Raw genomic sequence first — 24437 nt, 5'->3', positions numbered from 1 at the left:
CGCCCGCCGATGTGACAGGGTGACGAGGAAGCGTCGGGGGATTCTCAAGGGGTGGGCGGCATGCCGGAGCTGACCAAGGGCGGGAACATCGCGGTGGGCTCCGGGCCCCTCGTCGTGGAACTGGACACCGTGGGCGGCACCGTCGACCTCAGCGCCCTGCTGGTGGCGGCGGACGGCAAGGTCAGGTCCGACGACGACCTGGTCTTCTACAACCAGCCGTCCGCCGAGTCCGGCGCGGTACGGCACGTCGCCGCCGATGCCGAGGGCCCGGAGCGCGTCGAGATGAACCCGGCCGCGCTTCCGGCGGAMGTGGACCGGGTGGTCCTGGTCGGCTCCTGCGATCCCGACGACGCGAGCCGCACCTTCCACGAGGTCAAGGACGTACTGGTCCGCGCCTCCCAACAGGGCGCCGACCCGGTCCACTTCCGCCCGCCGGCCCTCACCGACGGCGAACGCGCCGTCCTGCTGACGGAGCTCTACCGCAGGGGCGAGGGCTGGAAGCTACGCGCGATCGGCCAGGGATACGCGAACGGCCTGGCCGGCCTGGCGACGGACTTCGGCATAGACGTGGCGGAGTCCCAGGAGGCCGTCGAGGAACCCGAGCAGCCCGAAGAGGCGCAACCGGTCGCTCCCCCGCCCCCGATGAGCCTGCGCAAGCCCCCGCTGGGCACGATCAGTCTCGACAAGGGCAGCCAGGTCTCGATGAGCCTGGACAAGGCGGACCGCGAGCTGGTGGTCACGGCGACCCTGGAGTGGGACGGCGGCAGCGATCAGCGCCGCAGGCGGGGCGCCGACCTCGACCTCTACGCCCTGTTCGTGCCGGCCTCGAAGGCGGTACGCGGCGAGCAGGCACCCGGCACCCTGATCACCGGGAAGAAGCGCTCGGCCCCCGCGCCGGACACGGGCACGGCGAAGAAGGGCAAGGGCGCCGACGTCGTGTACTACAAGCGCCTCGGCTCCCGGAAGAACCGCCCCTTCATCCACCTCGACGGCGACGCCCGGGTCCCCGGCCGCGAGACACTCCGCATGGTCCGCCCCGACCAGCAGGGCTATGTCCTGCTCTGCGCGTACTCCGCGGTCAGCAACGGCTTCGGCTCCTTCCGCAGCTTCGGCGCGAAGGTGGTGGTCACCGACGACCGCGGCTCGACGGTGACGGTCCCCCTCTTCGAGAACACCAAGACGCGTTACTGGGTGGCCATCGCCCTCGTCGACTTCACGGCCCCCGACGGCGCGGCGATCCACCACATCGAGTCCTACAGCGCCCGCATGACCGAACGCCGTCCGGTCCTCCACCCCGACGGCACCATCGAGATGAACGCGGGGCCGGTGGAGTTCAAGCGACGCTGAGGGAATTTCCATTCCCGTAACCGGCAGAACTCGCTTATGACACTCAGATAGCATGATCGAACCTATTGGCGAATCAATATCCTCATCTATCTGACAAATCGGCCAAAACAATTGATATCTATAGCGTCGCGGGTGTTCTCGCGAATAAGACGCAGAACTGCGTTCGCCACGTGGCTCACGCCACGGGTGGTGCTGTGGCTCACGGCGGGTGTGGTGGGTCTCGGGTTCCTCATCGCGCTGGAGATCGCCGCGCGGCGCTACGGCGTAGCGGGGCCGATCACCAATCAGGCAAGAGAGGTGATATTCCCGCCTAAATCAGGCTTTCTGCTCTATGCCGGCATGGGTTTGATGATGGTGGTCCTCACCTGGCGCCAACGCCTCATCGCAGCCGGCACCGCCATAGGCATCGACATCGTCATCCTCCTGGTGCGCTGGGCGGCCGGTATCAAGGTGACCGAGGGCCACCCCTTCGGAAACGGCGCGCTGCTGGTGGTCCTGGGCTGCGCCGTCCTCGCCGTCACCCGCCGAACCGGCAACGAACGCACCCTGCTGCTGAAGGGCGTCGGCCTTTCCCTGCTGCTGGTGGCCGGCCGCAAGACCGGCGACGCCTGGCTGCTCATCACGTCGAAAACCCGCCCCACCGTGCTCGACCAGTACGTGGCGACCGCCGATCACGCACTCGGCAACCCGTCCTGGCTGGTCGGCAGAATCGTCAGGGCCACCGGCCCCGTCGGCCCCCACGTCCTGGACTGGGTCTACGTACAACTCGCGGTCGCCGCGGTCGCCGTAGCCCTGTACCAGCTGCGCAACGTGGCCGCCGACCGCCGCTTCCCGGGCCACCATCTGGTGCGCACCTTCCTGGTGATCGGCCTCCTCGGCCCGGCGATCTACATGATCTTCCCGGTCGTCGGACCGATCTTCGCCTACGGCGCCGACGGCGGCTCCTGGGCGGCCGCCAACCTGTGGCCGGAGACGGCGCCCCCGCTCAGCGCCCCGCACTCGATGCCGTTCGACGGGATCACCCCCCGCAACTGCATGCCCAGCCTGCACACGGCCTGGGCTACCGCGATCTTCATCCACTCCCGCAAGGGCCCGAGGGTCCTGCGCTTCGCGGGCACGTTCTGGCTGATCGCCACCCTCGGCGCGACGCTCGGCTTCGGCTACCACTACGGCGTCGACCTCGTCGCCGGTGTGGTGTTCACCCTCACGATCGAGACCGCTCTGCGCGCACAGCAACGCGGTTGGGACCGCGCGGGAGTCCAACTGGTCGCCTACGGCACGACGATCTTCGCCGCACTGCTGACGTCGTACCGCTATCTCCCGATGCAGATGGCCGAGTACCCGTGGCTGTCCGGCCCGCTCGTCGTCCTGGCGATGACCTCGGTGATCGTCGCCTACATCCGCACGACCAACCTCTGGGAACCGAAGGCCTCACCCGCCACCCATCACCCGGAACCACAACCCGAACTGGTGTGAGAGCGCCCCACCCGCACCCCACACACTCCGCGCACGAGGGCCGCATCCAGCCGGATGCGGCCCTCGCCATGCCGCACAACCCCGCGGGGGCCGGCGCGGCATGCCCGTTCGGGCTCGGCCCGATCATGAGCCGCTTCAGATTCCGGTCCAGGATCACCCGGAGCCGGCCGACGTCCGAAGTCGAGGGTTGTAGGGCGCGCGTCTAGGATGGGCGTATTGCCCTATTTTGAGGGCTCGGCCGGGGCTCGGCCCGGAGCCCGGGTCCGCGGCGGCGTCGACGCCCCAGGCCGTCACCATGCGCCCACCGCTCTTTACTTTGGGCTTCTCCGCACTGCCAGGAGCATTGTCATGACTGCTCAATCTGACCCGATCGTCCTGGAGCGCCCGGCGCAGGAGTTGGCCGACGCGACCTCGCACCATCCGTTCCTGTACGAGCTGAAGCCGGTCGAAGCACGCAAGGTCCTCGACGACCTGCAGGCCGCGCCGGTCGACAAGCTGCCGGTCGACGAGGAGTGGATCACCGTACAGGCCGCCGTGGGCGATGTGCGGGTGCGCATCGTCAAACCGCAGGGCGCCACCGGAACACTGCCCGTCGTGCTGTACATGCACGGCGGCGGCTGGGTCCTGGGCAACGCCGCCACCCATGACCGCCTGGTCCGGGAGTTGGCGGTCGGTGCCGGCACGGCGGTGGTCTTCGTGGAGTACACGGCCTCACCGGAGGCCCGCTACCCCGTGGCCATCGAGCAGGGCTACGCCACCGCACAGTGGATCAAGCGCGAGGGAGCGTCCAAGGGCCTGGACGCCGGGCGCATGGCCGTGGCCGGCGACTCGGTCGGCGGGAACATGACGGCCGCGCTCGCCCTGATGGCCAAGGAACGCGGTGACATCACGTTCGTGCAGCAGTCGATGTACTACCCGGTCACCGACGCGGCCATGGACACCAAGTCCTACGAGGAGTTCGACACCGGCTACTACCTGAGCCGCAAGGCCATGGAGTGGTTCTGGGACTCCTACACCACCGACCCGGCGCAGCGCGCGCAGATCACCGCCTCCCCCAACCGCGCCACCACCGAGCAGCTCGACGGCCTGCCGCCGGCCCTGCTGATCGTGGACGAGGCCGACGTACTGCGCGACGAGGGCGAGGCCTACGCCGCCAAGCTGCGCGCAGCGGGCGTCCCGGTCACGACGGTGCGCTACGACGGGGCCGTGCACGACTTCATGATGATCAACTCCCTCAGCCAGACCAGGGCCACCCGAGCAGCCGTGGACCAGGCGGTCGCGCTCCTGCGCGATGCCCTGGGCACCGCCTAGCGAACCGGGATCCCCACTTCAGGAGAGCGGCAGGGCCGGCCGCTCTCCTGACCTGCTGCTTCGAAACCTCTGCTCACGCTCTGTGCCGGGCGCTGAGCAGTTCCTCGGAGGTCGACCCCTTGACCTCGGTGGCGTCGGCCACTAATTTGCGGTAAACGTCGACCCATGACTCCCGAAAGGAGGCGACCAGCGGATGAACACCAGCTCTGATCTTGGTCGCCTCGCCCAGCGCACGGTCTGGGTTCCGGGTCGGATCGCGCACGGCTGCTGATCACGCCGTTCTGATGTGCCCGTCGTGGCACATTCCGGGTTTCCCGTCACCACCTTTGCGGCACGTCGCCGTTGCGTGCCGTTTTGCGCCCGCTCCTCTCATGTGGCGCGCCTGAACACAGAAAGCTGCCTGAAATTGGCGAACATGATGAAGCGACCGATCACGCACGGAAACGAAGGCCTGTCATGACAGAGGCGCGGATCACGGTCAACGGGAAAGAAACACCGATCTCACCGGCTGCGCCCCACACCACAGCGCTGGATCTTCTGCGCGAGCGTGGCCTCACCGGCACCAAGGAGGGCTGCGCCGAGGGTGAGTGCGGCGCCTGTTCGGTCCTGGTGGCCCGTCCCGGGGTGAACAAGCCCACCGACTGGGTGGCGGTCAACGCCTGCCTGGTCCCGGCCGCGGCGCTCGACGGTCAGGAGATCATCACCTCCGAAGGCCTCGCCACCCCCGGTGAGCCCGGCACGCCGGCCACCCTGCACCCGGTGCAGTCGGAGATGGCGACCCGTGGCGGCTCCCAGTGCGGCTACTGCACGCCGGGATTCATCTGCAGCATGGCCTCCGAGTACTACCGCCCCGACCGATGCGCGCACGGGGACTCGGCGGACGGCGCGGACGCGGCCGAAGGCCACGACGCGGAGCACGGCCCCAACGGCTTCGACCTGCACGCCCTGAGCGGAAACCTGTGCCGCTGCACCGGCTACCGCCCGATTCGCGATGCCGCGTTCGCCGTCGGTGAGCCCACCGACGAGGACCCCCTCGCGCAGCGCCGCGAACAGGACCCGCCCGCGCCGGTCGCCACCGAGTACACCCAGGACGACAGCACCTTCCTGCGGAAGAACACCCTGGCCGAAACGCTGCAGCTGCTGAGCGAGCGGCCCGACGCGGTGGTGGTCGCCGGCTCGACCGACTACGGCGTAGAGGTCAACATCCGTTCCCGCAGGGCGGATTGCGTCGTCGCCATCGACCGACTGGCCGAACTGCGCGAGCTGCGCGTCGAGTCCGACCACATCGAGCTCGGGGCGGCGCTGACGCTCACCGAGATCGAGCGCCGCCTCGACGGCGACGTCCCGCTTCTCGCGGCGCTGTTCCCGCAGTTCGCGTCCCGGCTCATCCGTAACGGTGCGACCCTCGGCGGCAACCTGGGTACCGGCTCGCCGATCGGCGACAGCCCGCCGGTGCTCCTCGCCCTGGAGGCCTCGCTGGTGCTCGCCGGCGTCGACGGTGAGCGTGTCGTCCCGCTGGCGGACTACTTCACCGGCTACCGGCAGAGCGTGCGCCGCCCCGGCGAGCTGATCCGCGCGGTGCGCATCCCGACGCCGCTGTCGCCGGTCACGGCCTTCCACAAGATCGCGAAGCGGCGCTTCGACGACATCTCCAGCGTGGCCGTCGGTTTCGCGTTCGACATCCAGGACGGGATCGTCCGCAAGGCCCGGATCGGCCTGGGCGGCGTGGCCGCCACCCCGATCCGCGCGCTCGCCACCGAGGCGGCCCTGGAGGGCAGGCCCTGGTCCACGCAGACCGTCGAGGCCGCGGCCCGGGTGCTGCGAGGCGAGGGCACGCCGATGAGTGATCATCGCGCCAGCTCCCTCTACCGTTCCGCGATGCTCGGCCAGAGCCTGCTGAAGCTGCACGCACAGACCCCTGAGGCGGTGTCGTCATGAGCCATTTGTCCGAGCGTCCCGAAAAGCCCGTAGTCGGCGTCTCGATGCCGCATGAGAGTGCCTACCAGCACGTCACCGGCACCGCGCTCTACACCGACGACCTGGTCCAGCGCACCAAGGACGTGCTGCACGCGTACCCGGTCCAGGTCATGAAGGCCCGTGGCAGGATCACCGCGCTGCGCACCGAGCCCGCGCTCGCCGTGCCCGGCGTGGTCCGCGTGCTGACCGGGGCCGACGTGCCCGGCGTCAACGACGCCGGCATGAAGCACGACGAGCCGCTCTTCCCCGACGAGGTCATGTTCCACGGCCACGCGGTGGCCTGGGTGCTCGGCGAGACCCTGGAGGCGGCCCGGATCGGTGCGGCGGCCGTCGAGGTGGACCTCGAGGAACTGCCCTCCCTGGTCACGGTGCGGGAGGCCATGGAGGCGGGCAGCTATCACGGCGCCCGGCCGCTGATGGTGCACGGCGACGCCGAGGCCGGCTTCGCCGAGTCCGCGCACGTGTTCTCCGGCGAGTTCGAGTTCGCAGGTCAGGAGCACTTCTACCTGGAGACACACGCGGCGCTGGCCCTGGTCGACGAGAACGAGCAGGTGTTCATCCAGAGCAGCACCCAGCACCCCTCCGAGACGCAGGAAATCGTCTCGCACGTGCTGGGCGTGCCCAGCCACGAGATCACGGTGCAGTGCCTGCGGATGGGCGGCGGCTTCGGCGGCAAGGAGATGCAGCCGCACGGGTTCGCGGCCGTCGCCGCGCTCGGCGCCAAGCTGACCGGCCGCCCGGTCCGGTTCCGGCTCAACCGGACGCAGGACCTGACGATGTCCGGCAAGCGGCACGGATTCCACGCCTCGTGGAAGATCGGCTTCGACGCCGACGGCCGTATCCAGGCCCTCGACGCCACGCTGACCGCGGACGGCGGCTGGAGCCTGGACCTGTCCGAGCCGGTCCTCGCCCGGGCGCTGTGCCACATCGACAACACGTACTGGATCCCCAACGCGCGTGTCGCCGGTCGCATCGCCAAGACCAACACGGTCTCCAACACCGCCTTCCGCGGCTTCGGCGGACCCCAGGGCATGCTGGTGATCGAGGACATCCTGGGCCGCGTCGCTCCGCAGCTCGGCCTCGACCCCATGGAGCTGCGCGAGCGCAACTTCTACCAGCCGGGCCAGGGCCAGACGACGCCGTACGGACAGCCCGTCACCCAGGCCGACCGGATCTCCGCCGTCTGGCGGCAGGTCCAGGAGAACGGCGCCATCGCCGACCGCAAGCGTGAGATCGCCGCCTTCAACGCGGCGCACCCGCACACCAAGCGGGCCGTCGCGATCACCGGCATCAAGTTCGGCATCTCGTTCAACCTCACCGCCTTCAACCAGGGCGGCGCGCTCGTGCTGATCTACAAGGACGGCTCCGTCCTGATCAACCACGGCGGCACCGAGATGGGCCAGGGCCTGCACACCAAGATGATGCAGGTGGCCGCGACCACCCTGGGCATCCCGCTGCACAAGGTGCGCCTCGCCCCGACGCGTACCGACAAGGTGCCCAACACCTCGGCGACCGCAGCCAGTTCCGGCGCGGACCTCAACGGTGGGGCCATCAAGAACGCCTGCGAGCAGCTGCGCGAGCGACTGCTCCAGGTGGCCGGCTCCCAGCTGGGCTCCAACGCCTCGGACGTACGCATCGTCGAGGGCGTCGCGCGCGCCCTTGGCAGCGACAAGGAGCTGGCCTGGGACGACCTGGTCCGCACCGCGTACTTCCAGCGGGTCCAGCTCTCGGCGTCCGGCTACTACCGGACCGAGGGGCTGCACTGGGACGCGAAGTCGTTCCGGGGCTCGCCGTTCAAGTACTTCGCCAACGGCGCCGCGGCGACCGAGGTGGAGGTGGACGGCTTCACCGGTGCGTACCGCATCCGGCGCGTGGACATCGTGCACGACGTCGGCGACAGCCTCTCCCCGATGATCGACATCGGTCAGGTCGAGGGCGGCTTCGTGCAGGGCGCGGGCTGGCTGACGCTGGAGGACCTGCGCTGGGACACCGGTGACGGCCCGAACCGCGGCCGGCTCCTCACCCAGGCGGCCAGCACCTACAAGCTGCCGAGCTTCTCGGAGATGCCCGAGGAGTTCAACGTCACGCTCATGGAGAACGCCACCGAAGAAGGGGCGGTCTACGGCTCCAAGGCGGTGGGTGAGCCTCCGCTGATGCTGGCGTTCTCGGTGCGTGAGGCGCTGCGGCAGGCCGCCGCCGAGTTCGGGCCGAGCGGGGTCAGCGTCGATCTGGCCTCGCCCGCGACGCCGGAAGCCGTGTTCTGGGCGATCGAGGCGGCTCGTCAGGCCGACGGGGCCGAGGTCTCCCCGAACGGTCACGCCCTCAACGGGTCCGCCGCGAACGGCCACGCCGTCAACGGCAAGGTCGGTACCGGCGCACAAGCGCTGAGCGGTGCCTGACATGACATGGATCGCCGCGGTCGCACGGTTGCGGGCACGCCGGGAGTCCGGCGTCCTCGTGACCGTCGCGACCGTGCGCGGTCATGCCCCGCGCGACGCCGGCGCGAAGCTCGTCGTGGGGCAGAGCGAGACATGGGGCTCGATCGGTGGCGGCAATGTCGAAGCCGTCTCCATCGACCGGGCCCGGGAGATGATCGCCGCCGGCAAGGCGGAGCCGGAACTGATGGATTTCGCCCTGAACGACAAGGTGACCAACCAGCACGGCGTGCAGTGCTGCGGCGGCACGGTCGCGGTGCTGCTCGAACCGCTGCCGGTGGTACGGGCGGTGGCGGTCTTCGGCGTCGGGCACGTCGGCCTGGAACTGGCGCGCATCCTGGCCCGTCAGGACCTCGACCTCCATCTGATCGACAGCCGCGCCGACATGCTCGCCGAGGAGCGGCTCGAGGTCCTGGCCGACTCCGTGGCACAGGTGCACACGCATCACACGCCGCTGCTGCCCGAGGAGGTCCTCCAGGACCTGCCCCGCGGCACCCACGTCCTGATCATGACCCATGACCACGCGGAGGACGCCGCCCTGTGCGACGCCGCCCTGCGCACGACCCATCTCGGCTCCATCGGGCTGATCGGCTCGGCGGCCAAATGGGTGCGGTTCCGTAAGCGCCTGTCCACCGAGGGCGGTCACGACGACGCCACCATTGATCGGATCAAGACCCCGATCGGGCTGGCCGACATCACCGGCAAGGAACCCGCGACGATTGCCGTGAGCGTCGCCGCCGACTTGCTGCGCACCTTCGAAACCGAGGAGAACTGACCCTCCGATCGGATGGAACAGTTCATACGAATCTACAAGAGGGGCCAGTCGGCCGGCCAACTCCTTCATGGTTTCGGTGACTGACCCCTGGACGGGCCCGGCGGATGTAATTGCGCTGTTCCGTATTGAACAGTCCGCACACCGTTTCCGACCCACACCTCGGTCTCACCGGAGCACATTGTCGGCGTACAGACGCGCTGATGTCCCCACCGTCTGCCAAAAAGGAGTGACCGTGACCGCGCACACCCAAGAATCGAGCATCCAGGAGATCGAGCGCGTCTGGATGGACGAGGCCATCGGCCTTGCCACCGACAGCGTGAGGAACGGCGGCGGTCCGTTCGGCGCACTGATCGCCAAGGATGGCGAGATTGTCGCGATCGGGAACAACCAGGTCACCTCGAATCTGGACCCGACGGCGCACGGTGAGGTGACCGCGATCCGTGCCGCCTGCGAGCAGCTGGGCACCTTCTCGCTCGAGGGCTGCGTCCTGGTCACCTCGTGTGAGCCGTGTCCGATGTGTCTTTCCTCCGCGCTGTGGGCGCGTGTCGACCGGATCATCTTCGCCGCTGATCGAGATGACGCTGCGGTGGCCGGTTTCGACGACCTCAAGTTCTACGGCCTGTTCGAAAAGAAGCCCGCGGAGCAGTGGCCGCTGGCGATCGAGCAAGTGGACATGCCGAACCGCACGGCGCCGTTCGACGCGTGGCTGGCCAAGTCCGACCGCATCGACTACTGAAACCCGGTTCACCGCGGGTTCGCCAGGGAGGCCCCYGGGCTGCTGATCGAGACGTCTGACGTCTCAACAGGGCAGCCCRGGGGCCTCGTTGGCTTACTCCCGCTTCGCCCGAACTCCCCCGAGCAGCATGCCCAGTTCCTCGGCGAGCACGTCCAGTCGCCGCGCACCAACCCACCTGAGCTGCGGTTTCGTAGAAACGCACAAACCGAGGATCTCAGGTCGATCAAGGTTTCATGTCTTCAACGCCTGGCTGGAACAAGGCTGTTGGCGATGAACTCCTTGGACAAGCCGAAGCGACGAACTGGAAAAGCCTTGTCTGAGAAGCTGCCTGGCCGTCAGATCGAAATCTCCTGGCCCGACCTCGGCATCACGGTCACCGCCGACCTTGACGACCGCAACCCGGCGCTCGCCGACGCCCTGTGGGAGTCCCTGCCCTACCAGAGCCTCCAGGGACACGCCCTCATCGCGGGAGAGCACCTCTACCACGTGGCGCCGATACCCACTCTGCTGCACACCCCCCACACCACCCGTATCCCCGACCGGCGCGAGGCCCCCGACGGCACCGTGTTCTGCTCCGGCCTGCAGCACCTGGGCATCAAGTACGGCACCCTGACCGAGCCGATGCCCGCCACCCCCGTCGGCCAGATCCGTGAGGCGGACATGCCCGCCCTGCTGGAGGCCGGGGCCGCGATCTGGGACGCCGTCTACTCCACGAAAAAGCAGATCCTGGCCGAGGTCCGCCGCGCAGGCGAGCCGGGCGGCCACCGCATCCCGATGCTCGACGCCACCAACACGGCCGCCAGCCACCTGATCGCCGACATCTACGCCGAGACCGAGAAGATCTGGCTCGCGCCCCCGGCCGAGCTGGACGGCCTCCASCAGGGCGTCATCCCCTCCCGGGCAGGCAATTTCGGCACCGTCCTTCCCACCCTGCTGTTCGTCAACGGCGAGACCCGGCCGCTGGGTTACGCCGCCTACGGCGGACTTGTCCGCGCCGCGGTCCAGGACCTGCCCATGGCCTCCCTCGTCCACATGACCCGACTCCTGGTCGCAGTCCCCGCCGAGTTCCTGGGCTACTGCGGTCTGGAGAAGCTCTGGGCGTTCACCCAGCGGTTCCTCGACGTCCTCGACCGCCTCGACCGTGCCGACTTCTACGCCGTCACCAGCCAGATGGCCCTCTACATCAACTGCCTCGGCGGCTGGAACCTCCAGCTGTACCCGTGGGAGACCGGAGACCACCTGCGCCAGCAGGGCGCCCAGGAAGCCGCGTAGCCGTGCCCGGAGCGACCTTGAGCGCCCTGCCCGCCCGCGCTGACGCCGTCGTCATCGGCGGGGGAGTGATCGGAACCTCTGCCGCCTACCACCTCGCCGAAGCCGGCGTGAACACCGTGCTGCTGGAACGCGGAAGCCTCGGCGGCGGGGCGTCCGCGCACACGGCGGGCATGGTCCGCACCTACTTCCCCGGCAACCCGGGCACCGGGCAGATGGCCGTGCGCAGCCTGAACGCCTATCACGCATTCGCCCGCCACACCCGGGCCCCCCTCGGTCTGAAGCGTCTCGGGTTCATGGCGCTGTTCACCGACGAACAGCAGATCGCCGAATTCGAGGCCGGCCATCAGGCCCAGCAGGCCGCCGGCGTCCAGGTCGACCTGATCAGTGCCCGCGAGGCGTCCGCACTCAACCCACTGATCAACGAGCGTGCCGTCCTGGCCGCCGCCTGGTCTCCCGAGGCGTACCACGTGGACGGCCTCGACATCGTCCGCGGCTACGCCGCCGCCGCACGCAATCACGGCGCCCGCCTGTTCACCCACACACCCGTCACACGCATCGACGACGACAACACCGTCCACACCCCGCAGGGCAGCATCAAGGCGGACAGCGTTGTGTGCACGGCCGGGCCCTGGTCCGGTGAGGTGGCTGCCATGGCATCGGTCGAACTGCCGCTGGCGCCGCGCGCGATGGAGATGCTGCTCACCGACGTCCCGCCCTCGCCGCATCCCGAGTTGCCCATGACGATGCATGCCGCATCCGGCCTGCGGATCCGCTCGTGGAAGGACCGCATCCTCCTCGCCATGGGCGCACCCATGGACGGGGAGACACGCGAGGCCTGGCTCGGCCGCATCGCCGGCCATCTCGGCACCCTGTTCCCCGCCTTGGACGGCATCGGCCTGCATCGCGCGTGGAGCGGCGACTTCGACGCCGGCCCCGACAACACCGCCTTGATCGGCGAACACCCCACCCGCCGCTTCCTGTACGCGGCCGGTTTCACGGGCGCGGGCCTGTGCCAGGCACCCGCGGCCGGGGAGAAGCTCCGCGACCTGCTGATCGCCAAGTAGCCCTAGTAACAGAACTAGTAACAGGACTAGCAACAGGAAAGAATGCCCGTGATTGTTCTCGGATGTAATGGTTTCAGCCGGGTGTCGGAGTTCTTCTCCGAACGCCTCGGTGCGACCGGCATCAACAAGCACTACCTCTTGGGCCACGACGCCGCCGCCGCACTCCTGATCGACGGCCGCCTGGTCGCCGCGGTGGAGGAAGAACGCCTCAACCGGGAGAAGAAGACCACCGATTTCCCCACGAACGCGATCGACTGGTGCCTCGAGGAAGCCGGCATCACCTTCGATGACGTCGACCTGTTCGCCTTCCCCTGGAACTGGTCCACCCAGGTTCTGAACGAGATTCTGGACGGCATCCGCACCTCGCCGATGCCGCCGGCCGCGAAGACCCGCCTCATGGGCGACATGGCCGACCTGTTCGACCAGGTCGTCAGCCACGAAGCGATCCTCGCGGACTTCGAAGCCCGCACCGGACACCGCCCCGACCCGGCCAAGGTCCGCTTCGTTCCGCACCACCTGGCCCACGCCACGACCGGCTACTACCTCGCAGGCATGGAGGACGCGGCCTTCCTGGTGAGCGACGGCCGAGCCGAACGCTTCTCGACTCTGACGGGCGAGATCCGCGAGGGCCGGATCACCGTCTTCGACGACACGGTCACCGGCGCCCAGTACTCCATCGGCACCCTGTTCTCCGTCATCACCCGCTTCCTCGGCTTCGTCCCCAACAACGACGAGTACAAGGTGATGGGCCTGGCCGGATACACCACCCCGCCGACGCCGAACCCGTTCATCGACAAGCTCCTGACGCTGCACGACGACGGCCGCTACAGCTTCACCAAGCCCCTTCAGACCGACAACCTCCACAGCCACGACGCCCTGTTCGAGGAGTACTTCGGCCCTTTCGAGGACACCCTCGAATACAAGGCCCGCGTCGCCGCCGCCGCGCAGCAGATGCTGAACGTCGCCACCGCCCACCAGGTCCGCCACCTGGCGGGGAGAACGGATCTCGACCGGCTGCTGTTCGAAGGCGGCGTCGCCCTGAACTGCCTGAACAACACCCCGATGTTCGAGGGCTCCCCCTTCGAGGACATGCAGGTCAGCTTCGGCGCCTCCGACACCGGCATCACCATCGGAGCAGCAGCCCACGCCTGGCTGGACCACCCCGACACGACCCCCGCGGACATCCGTGCCGCCGCCTCCGCACCCATCACCCCCTACCTGGGCCCGGCCTACGACGAGGCCGCGATCGAGGAGGCTCTCGAGGGCTTCACCGGCCGCGTCGTCGTCTCACGCCTGGACGATGACGAGGTGATCGATCATGTGGCGAAGCTGCTGACGAAGAAGGTCGTCATCGGCTGGTTCGAAGGCCGCATGGAGCACGGGCCACGCGCGCTGGGGCATCGCAGCATCCTCGCCAACCCCGGCTTCAGCGACATCAAGGACATCATCAACACCCGGGTCAAGCACCGCGAGCCCTTCCGCCCGTTCGCTCCCCTTGTCCTCGAAGAGCAGGCGCCGAAGATCTTCGACATGGGGCGCAAGACGAGTTCCCCCTACATGACGTTCGTCTTCCCCGTCCGCGACGAGTACAAGGACCGCATCCCCGGCGCCGTACACGTGGACGGCACCTCCCGTATCCAGACCGTGACGGACGAGGAAACCCCACGCCTCACGGCGCTGCTCCGCAAGTTCACCGAACTCACCGGCACCCCCTGCCTGATCAACACCTCGTTCAACGTCGCCGGCGAACCCATCGTCTGCACGCCCACCGACGCCCTGAACTGCTTCCTGGGCACCGAGATCGACTATCTGCTCCTCGGCAACCACCTAATCGCCAAGCCCACCCACGTCAACGACCAGAAGAACCACTAGAAGAAGGAGCACTACGTGCCGACGATCCAGCGCAAGCACACCATGTACCACTCCACGATCCTCGAGGCCGACCCGGACACCGTGTGGGCGACCGTCCGCGACGCCATGCAGATCCTGGACATGGTCTCCCCGGGCGACCTGGACATCCACCGGGACGTCAGCTGGGTGGAGGGCGGCTCGGTCGAGACGGTGCCGGCCCGCTACGACTTCAAGCTCACGCTCAGCGGCCGCGTCGTCCAGCAGGAGATCGCCGCCCGGGACGAGATCAACAGGACCCAGTCCTACCGGGCCGTAGCCCCCACCAGCGGAGTCGCCAGCTACGAGGCCACCATCCGCGTGTTCCCCATCACCAACGACCCGGCCCGCAGCTTCTTCGACTGGTCCCGGGTCCTGGAGATCGCCGAGGACGCCGACCTGAAGATCGTCGAGGGCATCATCGACGTCATGGAGAAGCAGACCGACGCTGTACGGGACCACTTCGCGCAGACCTCGAAGTGAGCTGAGCGACGTGACGACGCTCGTACTGCTGCGGCACGGCGAGACCCTGCTCACCCCAGGGGGGCGGCTCTCCGGCAGCGGAGGTTCCAACCCGGGACTCTCACCGGTCGGACGCCGCCAAGCCCGGGCGGCAGCGGACGCCCTCGCCCACCGCGGCGGCATCGAGGCGGTCGTCACGTCACCGATGAGGCGCTGCCAGGAGACGGCCCGTCCCGTGGCCGAGCGCCTCGGCCTGAACCTCCAGGTCGACCGGGACCTGCGGGAAGCGGACTTCGGCGCCTGGGAGGGCCTGACCTTCAGCGAAGTCCGCGAACGCTACCCGGACGACCTGAGCGCATGGTTCGCCTCGCCCGAGAGTCCCCCCTCGGGCGCAGAAGAGACCATGCAACAGGTAACCCGCCGGGTCGCCGCCGTACGAGACGGCCTCCTGGCCCAGTACGCGGGCGCCACGGTCGTGGTCGTCTCCCACGTCGTACCCCTCAGAACCCTGATCCGCCTCGCCCTCCAGGCCCCACCACACAGCCTGTTCCGCATGGAAGTCGCAGCAGCCTCCCTGTCGACGGTGACATACGAAGAGGACGGCACCGCCACGGTGCAGGCCCTCAACGACACCCACCACTTGAACTGAACTGCGGGCCAAATTCGGAAACGGAGACGGACGAACGCCAGAGGGCCGAACCGCTTCCGCGGTCCGGCCCTCTGAGCTGGCGGAGGGGTTGCCCCCAGCACGCTTTCCAACTGTGCGCGTGGTCGTACGGGGGCGTTCATAAGGGTTCGCGCGGCAGGTCAGACAGGGGCGGCAGGATGCTGGCCGGAGGATGGCCACACGGGGGCAAGCGCAGGCATCTGCTTTGTAGTCGCGGTGGGTTGCTGTAACTCGCTGCACAAGTGCCGTATCTGCGGCTGCTGTTGTCGGCTTCGCCGCGGACGGGCTGGCCCGGTGTGCCAGAATTCACAGGTTGTGGCGGGGAGGGGGATGCCATGTCCGGTAAGCCTGCGGCGTTCATGAGCTATGTCCGTTTCAATGACGAGCACGATGACGGTTTGCTCACCCAGCTCCGGGAACGGCTGGGCACCGAGGTCCGGGCGCAGACCGGCGAGGAATTCTCTATCTTCCAGGATCGCAACGACGTTGCCTGGGGGCAGAACTGGCAGCAGCGCATCGACGAGGCGCTGGACGAGGTCACACTGTTACTTGTCATCATCACGCCGAGCTTGTTCCGCAGCCCGGCCTGCCGGGCGGAGGTGGCACGGTTCCTGGAGCGGGAGAAGGAGCTGGTCCGCTCGGACCTGATCCTTCCTGTGTATTACATCAGTGCCCGAGAGCTGGACGATCCTGTGCTGCGAGAGGCGGACGAGCTGGCCCGGGTGCTGGCCTCCCGGCAGCATGCGGACTGGCGGGAACTGCGGTTCGAGCCGTTCACCTCACCGCTGGTGCGCAAGGCTCTTGCGCGTTTGGCGTCGCGTATGCGGGATACGTTCTGGCATCCGCCCGCCACCACCCGGGTTCGCCTCGCCAGGACTGAACAAGCCACCGGAGCAGCGGCCGGCTCCACGGAACAGACGGACGACACGGCCAAGGCCGCGGTCATGGCCAAGGCCGAGCCGCCGACCCATGTGGTGGACCCCTATCACCGGGGAGACTTCACCACGGTCGGCGCGGCGATCAACGCCGCGAAACCCGGTGACCGGATCCTGGTCCGACCGGGCCTGTACGAAGAAGGCCTGGTGGTCGACAAGCCCCTGGAAATCCTCGGCGACGGCCCCGTCGCGGACATCCAGATCCGCGCCCACGACGCCGACGCGCTGATGTTCCGGACCAGCATCGGCCGGGTCACAAACCTGACCCTGCGCCAGACCGGCGGTGAGTGGTACGGCGTGGACATCACCCAGGGGCGGCTGGAGCTCGAAGGCTGCGACATCAGCAGCCAGGGCCTCGCCGGCGTCGCCATCCGCAACGGCGCCGACCCCCGCCTGCGCCGCAACCGGATCCACGACGGCAAGCAGGGCGGCGTCTTCGTCTATGACAACGGTATGGGCACGCTGGAGGACAACGACATCGCCGGCTACACCTTGGCGGGTGTGGCGATCCGGACGGGCGGCAACCCCACCCTGCGCCGCAACCAGATCCACGACAACGAGCTGGTCGGCGTCTATGTCCATGACAACGGTATGGGCACGCTGGAGGACAACGACATCGCCGGCAACGCCTTGTCGGGTGTGGAGATCAAGACGGGCGGCAGCCCCACCCTGCGCCGCAACCAGATCCACGACAACAAGCAGGGCGGCGTCAACGTCCATGACAACGGTATGGGCACGCTGGAGGACAACGACATCACCGGCAACACCTTGTCGGGTGTGGAGATCAAGACGGGCGGCAGCCCCACCCTGCGCCGCAACCAGATCCACGACAACAAGCAGGTCGGCGTCAACGTCCATGACAACGGTGTGGGCACGCTGGAGGACAACGACATCGCCGGCAACGCCTTGTCGGGTGTGGAGATCAAGACGGGCGGCAGCCCCACCCTGCGCCGCAACCAGATCCACGACAACAAGCAGGGCGGCGTCAACGTCCAGGACAGCGGCGCGGGCACGCTGGAGGACAACGACATCGCCGGCAACACCTTTGCGGGTGTGATGATCAGGACGGGCGGCAACCCCACCCTGCGCCGCAACCAGATCCACGACAACAAGCAGGGCGGCGTCTACGTCCTAGACGACGGTGTGGGCACGCTGGAGGACAACGACATCGCCGGCAACACCTTTKCGGGTGTGGAGATCAAGACGGGCGGCAACCCCACCCTGCGCCGCAACCAGATCCACGACAACAAGCAGGGCGGCGTCTTCGTCCGTGAAGACGGTGTGGGCACGCTGGAGGACAACGACATCGCCGGCAACGCCTTGTCGGGTGTGGAGATCAGGACGGGCGGCAACCCCACCCTGCGCGCCAACCGGATCAACCGCAACGCACATGAGGCGGTATTGATCTACAAGGGCGGCGGCGGCGTGATCGAGGACAACGACCTGACGGCCAACACCAGAGGCGCGTGGAACATAGCGAAGGAGTGCGGGGGGAACGTTACCCGGGCCCGCAACACGGAATGAATGGCCTGCAAACGCCGACAGGACGCGTGCGCTCGAGGACGATCGTGATCAATATCCCTAAGGCCTGAGGCCGATCGCGTCAGCTTGGGCGCTGCTCACACAGTCAGGAGGCGACTGGTGAAGCCTTCGGCCCGCAGCTGGGCACCTCCGCAAGCATGCGGGCGAGGTATCTGCTTGTGCCGGACGCCATGCTCAAGGACGTGGCCCGGAAGATCGCCGATGCCATCTGGGGAACCCCGGGAACACCCGCTGTGGACAAAAGCCAGGACAACGAGGTCGGAGGACAACGTCGAAGGGCCCCACCTTGCGGTGGGGCCCTTCGACATCGTGCCCGGTGAGGCACTGGCGGAGGATACGAGATTCGAACTCGTGAGGGGGTGCCCCCAACACGCTTTCCAACTGTGGTGGTGGTCCCGGGGGCTTCGGACGGGGCCGTTCACCTGCGTTCACGGGCGGCCGGTCAGCTGAGCGGCTACCGCTTCTGGTCTCGTCTGAACGGCCGTGAACGGCGCTGAATGAGACGGAAACTGAGACGGACGGCGGGGCCGGGCTCGCCAGCATCTTCGCTGTTGAAGGGGCGTCATGACATTGGTCCGCAAGGGATCACGACGGATCGTTGTCGACGGCACGGCCTACCGCTGGCGGATGCGAGGCAGGCCGGCGTACGTCCAGGGCCTGGCCTGGTCGCCGTGCACATTCGCGGTCGAGCATGCGGATACCCCGGGGACGCCCGGGTTCGGCATGGTCAACTCCCCCGGGGGCGCTCCGGTCTGTTGAACAGGGAGTTCTGTGGCGCGCCACGCTGGTCCAAAACGGCCCGGCCAGCAGGGTTTGTGCGACAGCCTCGTTGAGAATCAGGTGCCAGAGTTGTCGACGAACCCCACGATATCGAGGTATTCGATTTTGGGCGGGACGCCATAGATCCCCGTCACCTTGTCGACGATCTCTTCCGTGAAGAAGGAACGGGCCTTCTCATCGTCATCCCACACGTAGAAGTTCCTTGCCTGAACGCCGTTTTCATCGAGCGTGAAGCTCTTGAAGCGAAGGCCGGCCATGCCTTCGAACGGTCCTCGGAGCTCGTCGGCAATCCTTGCGATAGTTGAACGATCGAACTTTTCGGTCTGCGTGAAAGTCACGAGCACGCCAATCATCGGGCCTCCTATCGATTGGGTGAGCGACGGTCGATCGAGTGATGCTAGCGGCGGATCCTAGTACACATAGCCGGAGATTCCGGTCGTTAGGTGCCGAATGTCGGCGAACTCGGATGGATCGCCCAGGGTGGCTGCAGATAGCTCGGCGATGCCGCGGCCGGCGAGCCGCTGGGCGACATCGACCCGTGGTGGACGGTCTTGTAGATCCGCCCGGAACTGAGCCTCGACCGCATGGGGGCACCGCGCCGAGCGGAGTGTCTCGCTGGGACCATGACCACCCCGGACGCAAAGCTGTGGTCACGCGGTCGGTGGAGGCTCAATGGCCGGGTCAAGGCAACGGGCCCCAGTCGCGGGTGTGGCCAGCGCCTGTATAGACCAAGGCTTTGAGGTCTGGCCTCAGAAGCCGTATCTCAACCGAACGGGATCCCATGATGCTCGGCCAGGAACGCGAACACATTCCCGGCCGGGATCAGATCCCGGCAGGTCTCCCACACGTCCGGCCCGACCATCTCGCCGACCCAGTCGCACATCGCCACATGACGAGTCTGGCCCTGCCGCTCACGCGGCAGGGCCAGAACCCAAGATCTTCATCGACCTTCTAGGGGCTTTTCTGGTGGATCTGGGCGTCCCGGGACGCTCAGCCGCCGTACTCGATCGCCACGCCGCCGACGCCGGTGCTCAACGAGCCGCAGCGGACACCGATGGCGGCGCTCGTGCCCGGCTTCACATATACCCAATTCGAGTAAGCGTCGGGGGCCCAGCCGCAGATGGCGCGTACGGAGAACGCGTGCAGCTGCGTCCCGGGGTTGTAGCAGTCGCCGATGGCGACATCGTCCGAGATCCAGGCGTTGCACTGCAGCACGTTACGCTCTGCGGCCGCCGCGGGTGAGGCGGTCGCGAGACCGACTCCGCCGGCGAGAGCGATCCCCGCTGTTCCGGTGACGAGTGCGCGCTTCCAGAGGCTCTTCATGTCCTGCCCTTCTGTTCCGGCCTGTGCCGGGCGTCCTGCGCGAAACGGTAGGAGGCAGGCAGGCAGGAGGGATCCTGACAGATGTCAGGGCTCCCGAGCATGGGCAACGGCGAGGCCCGGTGCGCTGCGCACGATGGTCACGGCAGTCGACAGTGCCCTGGGAGCCTTGGTCGACCATCCGCTGCAATCCGCCCTCGGCCGCCGCCGTTCATGCCTGTTGGTGTCAGTCGCTGGTGTCAGCGTGCTCTGCCCACTGGACGACTCACTCGCTTGGTGCCTCTGGCCTGCTGCGCCGTCGCCTCAGCACCTTGTGCAATTGGTCTATCGGGTCAAGCGCGTGCCCCCGGCGCCGGCGGATGCAGCGGCGGCGCGTCTCGCGCACCTCATCGACGTCTATGGATGAGTCCGGCCTCAGCTCGGCGCCCTTCGCGGGCACGTCCCCACCAACGCGGCCGAGATCGCCAAGGCTCCCCGCCTCGAAGAGGAGGACATCGAGCCGTACACGATCGACGAGGTGCAGAGCCTCCTCGCCGAGGCGGCCAAGCTCCGCAACAGCGCGCGCTGGGTCGTCGCCCTGGCGCTGGGCCTCCGCCAGGGGGAGGCGCTGGGCCTGCACTGGGAAGACGTCGACCTCGACGCCGGATACGCCCGCATTCGCAAGAACCGGCTCCGGCCCAAGTACGCCCACGGCTGCGACGGCGGACCCTGCGGGCGTAAGGCGGGCTACTGCCCGAAGCGACAGCAGACCTGCCGCGAGCACAAGTCCACCAAGTCCCGCGCGGGCCGCCGAACCATCGGCCTGCCCGATCCGCTGATCAAGATTCTCCGCCAGCACCAGGAGACGCAGGAACGGGAACGGATCGCAGCCGGTGCCGACTGGGAGGGCAAGGGGGTTGGGAGCCTGGGGGAGCGGCCCGGATGCGCTCCCGGTACATGCATGTGACCGGGACCATGCTTCGGAAGGTCGCCCAGCAAGTCGGAGACGCCCTCTGGGTGCCGCCCGGAACCGGCGGAGCTCCCGAAGCCGACGGAAAATCCAACTGAGACGGAAACTGAGACGGACAACGACGAAGGGCCCCACCGCGAACGGTGGGGCCCTTCGACATCGTGCCCGGTGAGGCACTGGCGGAGGATACGAGATTCGAACTCGTGAGGGGTTGCCCCCAACACGCTTTCCAAGCGTGCGCCCTAGGCCACTAGGCGAATCCTCCGCGGCAAACAATACAAGACGTTGGAGGGTGCTAGCGAACTCGTTCGGCCGTCCCGCGATCAGGTAGGCTGGGGCTCAGCCCCTCACGCGGCGCTATCTGACTGAACTCCCCCAGGGCCGGAAGGCAGCAAGGGTAGGTTGGCTCTGGCGGGTGCGTGGGGGGTCTTGTCGTACCCGGCGCCTCCGGTGCGTGTGCGCGCCGCCCGGGACGGATCCCGCCGATGCGCGGGGGAACAGAAGACGAGCCCCATCGGGGCGGTCCGCGTTGTCAGTGGGCGCCTATAACCTCGTAGGCGTGTCGTCTCTCGCGCTGTACCGCCGCTATCGCCCGGAGTCGTTCGCCGAGGTCATCGGGCAGGAGCATGTCACCGACCCGTTGCAGCAGGCGCTGCGGAACAACCGGGTCAATCACGCGTACCTGTTCAGCGGCCCGCGCGGATGCGGCAAGACGACCAGCGCGCGGATCCTGGCGCGCTGTCTGAACTGTGAGCAAGGTCCCACGCCGACCCCGTGCGGGGAGTGCCAGTCCTGCCAGGACCTCGCTCGGAACGGTCCGGGGTCCATCGACGTCATCGAGATCGACGCCGCGTCGCACGGTGGTGTGGACGACGCCCGTGAGCTGCGCGAAAAGGCCTTCTTCGGACCCGCGAGCAGTCGCTACAAGATCTACATCATCGACGAGGCCCACATGGTCACGTCGGCGGGCTTCAACGCGCTGCTGAAGGTCGTCGAGGAGCCGCCGGAGCATCTCAAGTTCATCTTCGCCACCACCGAGCCCGAGAAGGTCATCGGGACCATCCGGTCGCGAACCCATCACTACCCTTTCCGGCTCGTCCCGCCGGGCACCCTGCGCGACTACCTCGGCGAGGTGTGCGGCCGCGAGAACATGGCCGTCGCGGAAGGCGTGCTGCCGCTTGTCGTGCGCGCAGGCGCGGGCTCCGTGCGTGACTCCATGTCCGTCATGGACCAGCTGCTTGCCGGAGCGGGAGAGGAGGGTGTGACGTATGCCATGGCCACCTCGCTGCTCGGCTACACCGATGGCTCCCTCCTCGACTCCGTCGTGGAGGCCTTCGCGACCGGTGACGGGGCCGCGGCCTTCGAGGTCGTGGACCGGATCATCGAGGGCGGCAACGACCCTCGGCGCTTCGTCGCCGACCTGCTGGAGCGGCTGCGCGACCTGGTGATCCTGGCCGCCGTGCCGGACGCCACCGAGAAGGGGCTCTTCGACGCCCCCGCCGACGTCCTGGAGCGCATGCGGGCCCAGGCCGGCACCTTCGGTGCCGCCGAGCTCAGCCGCGCCGCCGACCTGGTCAACGAGGGGCTGACCGAGATGCGGGGTGCCACTTCGCCCCGTCTCCAGCTGGAGCTGATCTGCGCGCGCGTGCTCCTGCCGGCCGCGTACGGGGACGCGCGCTCGGTCATGGCCCGGCTCGATCGACTGGAGCGGGGCGTCAACTTCTCCGGGGGCGGTGGGACGCCCGCGATGGGGTACGTGCCGGGTCCTGACGCGCATGGGGGAGCGGCCACCGCGCCCGCCCCACTGGCTCCCTCTGCTCCCTCGGCCCCCCCGGCTCAGCCGGTTCCACCGGGTGGCGGTCCCGCCGCGGCCCGGGCGGCCGTACGGGCGCCGGGCGCGCCTCCGGCCGGGCAGCAGGGTGCCCCCACGGAGCAGGCCCCGACCACCCACCCGCTGGGGCTTGCCCGGCACGAGSGCCCTCTCCSCACGCCGGTCGGYATCRCTCAGCCCGTCCGGCGCTTGAGGACAAGGCCCGTTCAGGGCCGAAGCGGGGGTCTGGGGGCGGCAGCCCCCAGGGCGACAGTCACGACCACGGCCACGACGACGGCCACGACCACGCCGCCCACGCCCCCCACGCTTTGGAGGAACGTCCATGCCGCCCAGAACGGCCCCTTCAGATGCCCGCACAACAACCCCGTTAGGCTGACCCCCGTGAAGGTCCTCGTCATCGGTACCGGCGCCCGCGAACACGCCCTGTGCCGCTCCCTGTCCCTCGACCCCGACGTCACCGCGCTGCACTGCGCCCCCGGCAACGCCGGCATCGCCGAGGTCGCCGAGCTGCACCAGGTCGACGCCCTGGACGGCGCGGCCGTAACCGCGCTGGCCGAACAGCTCGGCGCCGACCTCGTGGTCGTAGGCCCGGAGGCACCCCTCGTCGCCGGGGTCGCCGACGCCGTGCGCGAGGCGGGCATCCCGGTCTTCGGCCCCTCCGGGGAGGCCGCGCAGATCGAGGGCTCCAAGGCGTTCGCGAAGGACGTGATGGCGGGAGCCGGCGTCCCGACGGCCCGCTCCTACGTCTGCACGACGCCCGACGAGGTCGAGGAGGCCCTCGACGCCTTCGGCGCCCCGTACGTGGTCAAGGACGACGGCCTCGCCGCCGGCAAGGGCGTCGTCGTGACCGGCGACCTCGACGCGGCCAGGACGCACGCGAACTCCTGCGAGCGCGTCGTCATCGAGGAGTACCTCGACGGCCCCGAGGTCTCCCTCTTCGCCATCACCGACGGCGAGACGGTGCTCCCGCTCCAGCCCGCCCAGGACTTCAAGCGGGCGCTCGACGGCGACGAGGGGCCGAACACCGGCGGCATGGGCGCGTACTCCCCGCTCCCGTGGGCCGACCCGAAGCTCGTCGGGGAGGTCATGGAGTCGGTGCTGCAGCCGACCGTCGACGAGATGCGCCGCCGCGGCACCCCGTTCTCCGGCCTGCTCTACGCCGGTCTCGCGATCACCTCGCGGGGCGTACGGGTCATCGAGTTCAACGCCCGCTTCGGCGACCCCGAGACGCAGGTCGTCCTGGCCCGCCTGAAGACCCCGCTGGCGGGTGTCCTGCTGGCCGCCGCCAAGGGCGACCTCGCCGACCTGGAGCCCCTGCGCTGGAGCGACGACGCCGCGGTCACCGTGGTCGTCGCCTCGCACAACTACCCCGGCACCCCGCGCACCGGCGACCCGATCACGGGCCTCGACGAGGTGACCGCCGAGGACGCCCCGCACGCCTACGTCCTGCACGCCGGCACCAAGCGCGCCGGCGACGCGATCGTCAGCGCCGGCGGCCGCGTCCTGTCGGTGACGGCGACGGGCAAGGACCTCACCAAGGCCCGCGACCGCGCATACCGGGCGGTGGCCCGCATCGGGCTCGACGGCTCCCAGCACCGCACGGACATCGCGGCGAAGGCGGCGGACGAGTAACCACCCCCCGGCTCCACCGCCCCGCCCCACGGCAGGCAC

The 24437-nt window shown here is 68.5% G+C and carries 17 protein-coding genes, 1 tRNA gene, 1 other RNA gene and 2 pseudogenes; 17 read left to right on the top strand and 4 right to left on the bottom strand.

Going from position 1 to position 24437, the window contains the following annotated elements; translation table 11 throughout:
* Positions 1-60: 60 nt before the first annotated feature.
* The 13 genes from EAO75_RS41615 to EAO75_RS41550 all read left to right on the top strand — a co-directional run bounded on the left by EAO75_RS41615 (position 61) and on the right by EAO75_RS41550 (position 17868).
* Entirely contained in the window at positions 61-1347 is a 1287-nt protein-coding gene (locus EAO75_RS41615) for a TerD family protein (protein ID WP_148000204.1), read from the top strand.
* Between the two features lie 186 nt (positions 1348-1533).
* The gene (locus EAO75_RS41610; RefSeq protein WP_410092860.1) at positions 1534-2823 is read left to right on the top strand and encodes a phosphatase PAP2 family protein; all 1290 of its coding nucleotides are present in this window, start codon (positions 1534-1536) and stop codon (positions 2821-2823) included.
* 348 nt (positions 2824-3171) lie between these two features.
* Positions 3172-4134: an alpha/beta hydrolase gene (locus tag EAO75_RS41605; protein WP_148000203.1), complete on the top strand. Its 963-nt coding sequence runs from the start codon at positions 3172-3174 to the stop codon at positions 4132-4134.
* 456 nt (positions 4135-4590) lie between these two features.
* The gene (locus EAO75_RS41595) at positions 4591-6072 is read left to right on the top strand and encodes a xanthine dehydrogenase small subunit (RefSeq protein ID WP_148000202.1); all 1482 of its coding nucleotides are present in this window, start codon (positions 4591-4593) and stop codon (positions 6070-6072) included.
* Entirely contained in the window at positions 6069-8510 is a 2442-nt protein-coding gene (xdhB, locus tag EAO75_RS41590) for a xanthine dehydrogenase molybdopterin binding subunit (RefSeq protein ID WP_148000201.1), read from the top strand. Before EAO75_RS41595 ends, xdhB begins: the two co-directional genes overlap by 4 nt.
* Before the next feature lies 1 nt (position 8511).
* On the top strand, positions 8512-9321 hold the full coding sequence (gene xdhC / locus EAO75_RS41585) for a xanthine dehydrogenase accessory protein XdhC (protein WP_148000200.1): 810 nt from the start codon (positions 8512-8514) through the stop codon (positions 9319-9321).
* A 232-nt stretch (positions 9322-9553) separates the two neighbouring features.
* Positions 9554-10057, top strand: a complete 504-nt coding sequence (locus EAO75_RS41580; protein ID WP_148000199.1) for a nucleoside deaminase — start codon at positions 9554-9556, stop codon at positions 10055-10057.
* A gap of 312 nt (positions 10058-10369) precedes the next feature.
* The gene (locus EAO75_RS41575; RefSeq protein WP_148000198.1) at positions 10370-11329 is read left to right on the top strand and encodes a hypothetical protein; all 960 of its coding nucleotides are present in this window, start codon (positions 10370-10372) and stop codon (positions 11327-11329) included.
* Positions 11330-11331: 2 nt separating this feature from the next.
* Complete coding sequence (locus EAO75_RS41570; RefSeq protein WP_261989628.1) at positions 11332-12393, top strand: NAD(P)/FAD-dependent oxidoreductase; 1062 nt, start codon at positions 11332-11334, stop codon at positions 12391-12393.
* 42 nt (positions 12394-12435) lie between these two features.
* Positions 12436-14265: a carbamoyltransferase gene (locus EAO75_RS41565; protein ID WP_315987681.1), complete on the top strand. Its 1830-nt coding sequence runs from the start codon at positions 12436-12438 to the stop codon at positions 14263-14265.
* 15 nt (positions 14266-14280) lie between these two features.
* Positions 14281-14763 carry an SRPBCC family protein gene (locus EAO75_RS41560; RefSeq protein WP_148000197.1) on the top strand — a complete coding sequence of 161 codons (483 nt, stop codon included), beginning with the start codon at positions 14281-14283 and terminating at the stop codon, positions 14761-14763.
* A gap of 10 nt (positions 14764-14773) precedes the next feature.
* Complete coding sequence (locus tag EAO75_RS41555) at positions 14774-15391, top strand: histidine phosphatase family protein (protein ID WP_315987680.1); 618 nt, start codon at positions 14774-14776, stop codon at positions 15389-15391.
* A gap of 260 nt (positions 15392-15651) precedes the next feature.
* The gene (locus tag EAO75_RS41550; RefSeq protein ID WP_148000195.1) at positions 15652-17868 is read left to right on the top strand and encodes a right-handed parallel beta-helix repeat-containing protein; all 2217 of its coding nucleotides are present in this window, start codon (positions 15652-15654) and stop codon (positions 17866-17868) included.
* An 854-nt stretch (positions 17869-18722) separates the two neighbouring features.
* Here the strand turns inward: EAO75_RS41550 and EAO75_RS41535 are convergent.
* The 3 genes from EAO75_RS41535 to EAO75_RS41530 all read right to left on the bottom strand — a co-directional run bounded on the left by EAO75_RS41535 (position 18723) and on the right by EAO75_RS41530 (position 19989).
* Entirely contained in the window at positions 18723-19019 is a 297-nt protein-coding gene (locus EAO75_RS41535; protein WP_148000193.1) for a hypothetical protein, read from the bottom strand.
* A 410-nt stretch (positions 19020-19429) separates the two neighbouring features.
* Complete coding sequence (locus EAO75_RS47935; protein ID WP_261989627.1) at positions 19430-19555, bottom strand: hypothetical protein; 126 nt, start codon at positions 19553-19555, stop codon at positions 19430-19432.
* Positions 19556-19656: 101 nt separating this feature from the next.
* On the bottom strand, positions 19657-19989 hold the full coding sequence (locus tag EAO75_RS41530; protein WP_148000192.1) for a hypothetical protein: 333 nt from the start codon (positions 19987-19989) through the stop codon (positions 19657-19659).
* A 427-nt stretch (positions 19990-20416) separates the two neighbouring features.
* On the opposite strand from EAO75_RS41530, the pseudogene EAO75_RS41525 reads away from it, so the two are divergent.
* Positions 20417-21033, top strand: a pseudogene (locus EAO75_RS41525) (site-specific integrase); the annotation flags it as partial.
* A 79-nt stretch (positions 21034-21112) separates the two neighbouring features.
* On the opposite strand, the gene EAO75_RS41520 reads toward EAO75_RS41525, so the two are convergent.
* Positions 21113-21200: transfer RNA gene (locus EAO75_RS41520), tRNA-Ser, on the bottom strand.
* A gap of 73 nt (positions 21201-21273) precedes the next feature.
* Here EAO75_RS41520 and ffs point away from each other — a divergent pair.
* The 3 genes and pseudogenes from ffs to purD all read left to right on the top strand — a co-directional run bounded on the left by ffs (position 21274) and on the right by purD (position 24398).
* Positions 21274-21370: signal recognition particle sRNA small type (ffs, locus tag EAO75_RS41515), an RNA gene on the top strand.
* Positions 21371-21389: 19 nt separating this feature from the next.
* Positions 21390-22997: pseudogene (locus EAO75_RS41510) on the top strand (DNA polymerase III subunit gamma and tau); the annotation flags it as partial.
* 150 nt (positions 22998-23147) lie between these two features.
* Entirely contained in the window at positions 23148-24398 is a 1251-nt protein-coding gene (purD, locus tag EAO75_RS41505; RefSeq protein ID WP_148000589.1) for a phosphoribosylamine--glycine ligase, read from the top strand.
* Positions 24399-24437: the final 39 nt, after the last annotated feature.

It is taken from the genome of Streptomyces sp. UW30 (assembly GCF_008042075.1).
In the GTDB taxonomy this organism is placed as follows: Bacteria; Actinomycetota; Actinomycetes; order Streptomycetales; family Streptomycetaceae; genus Streptomyces.
This window is presented reverse-complemented; position numbering and strand designations above follow the sequence as displayed.

What these genes read in the sequence shown, in the direction of transcription:
- EAO75_RS41605 (WP_148000203.1), top strand. Translation starts at nt 3,172, where the DNA reads ATGACTGCTCAATCTGACCCGATCGTCCTGGAGCGCCCGGCGCAGGAG.
- EAO75_RS41595 (WP_148000202.1), top strand. Translation starts at nt 4,591, where the DNA reads ATGACAGAGGCGCGGATCACGGTCAACGGGAAAGAAACACCGATCTCA.
- xdhB (WP_148000201.1), top strand. Translation starts at nt 6,069, where the DNA reads ATGAGCCATTTGTCCGAGCGTCCCGAAAAGCCCGTAGTCGGCGTCTCG.
- xdhC (WP_148000200.1), top strand. Translation starts at nt 8,512, where the DNA reads ATGACATGGATCGCCGCGGTCGCACGGTTGCGGGCACGCCGGGAGTCC.
- EAO75_RS41565 (WP_315987681.1), top strand. Translation starts at nt 12,436, where the DNA reads ATGCCCGTGATTGTTCTCGGATGTAATGGTTTCAGCCGGGTGTCGGAG.
- EAO75_RS41535 (WP_148000193.1), bottom strand. Translation starts at nt 19,019, where the DNA reads ATGATTGGCGTGCTCGTGACTTTCACGCAGACCGAAAAGTTCGATCGT.
- EAO75_RS41530 (WP_148000192.1), bottom strand. Translation starts at nt 19,989, where the DNA reads ATGAAGAGCCTCTGGAAGCGCGCACTCGTCACCGGAACAGCGGGGATC.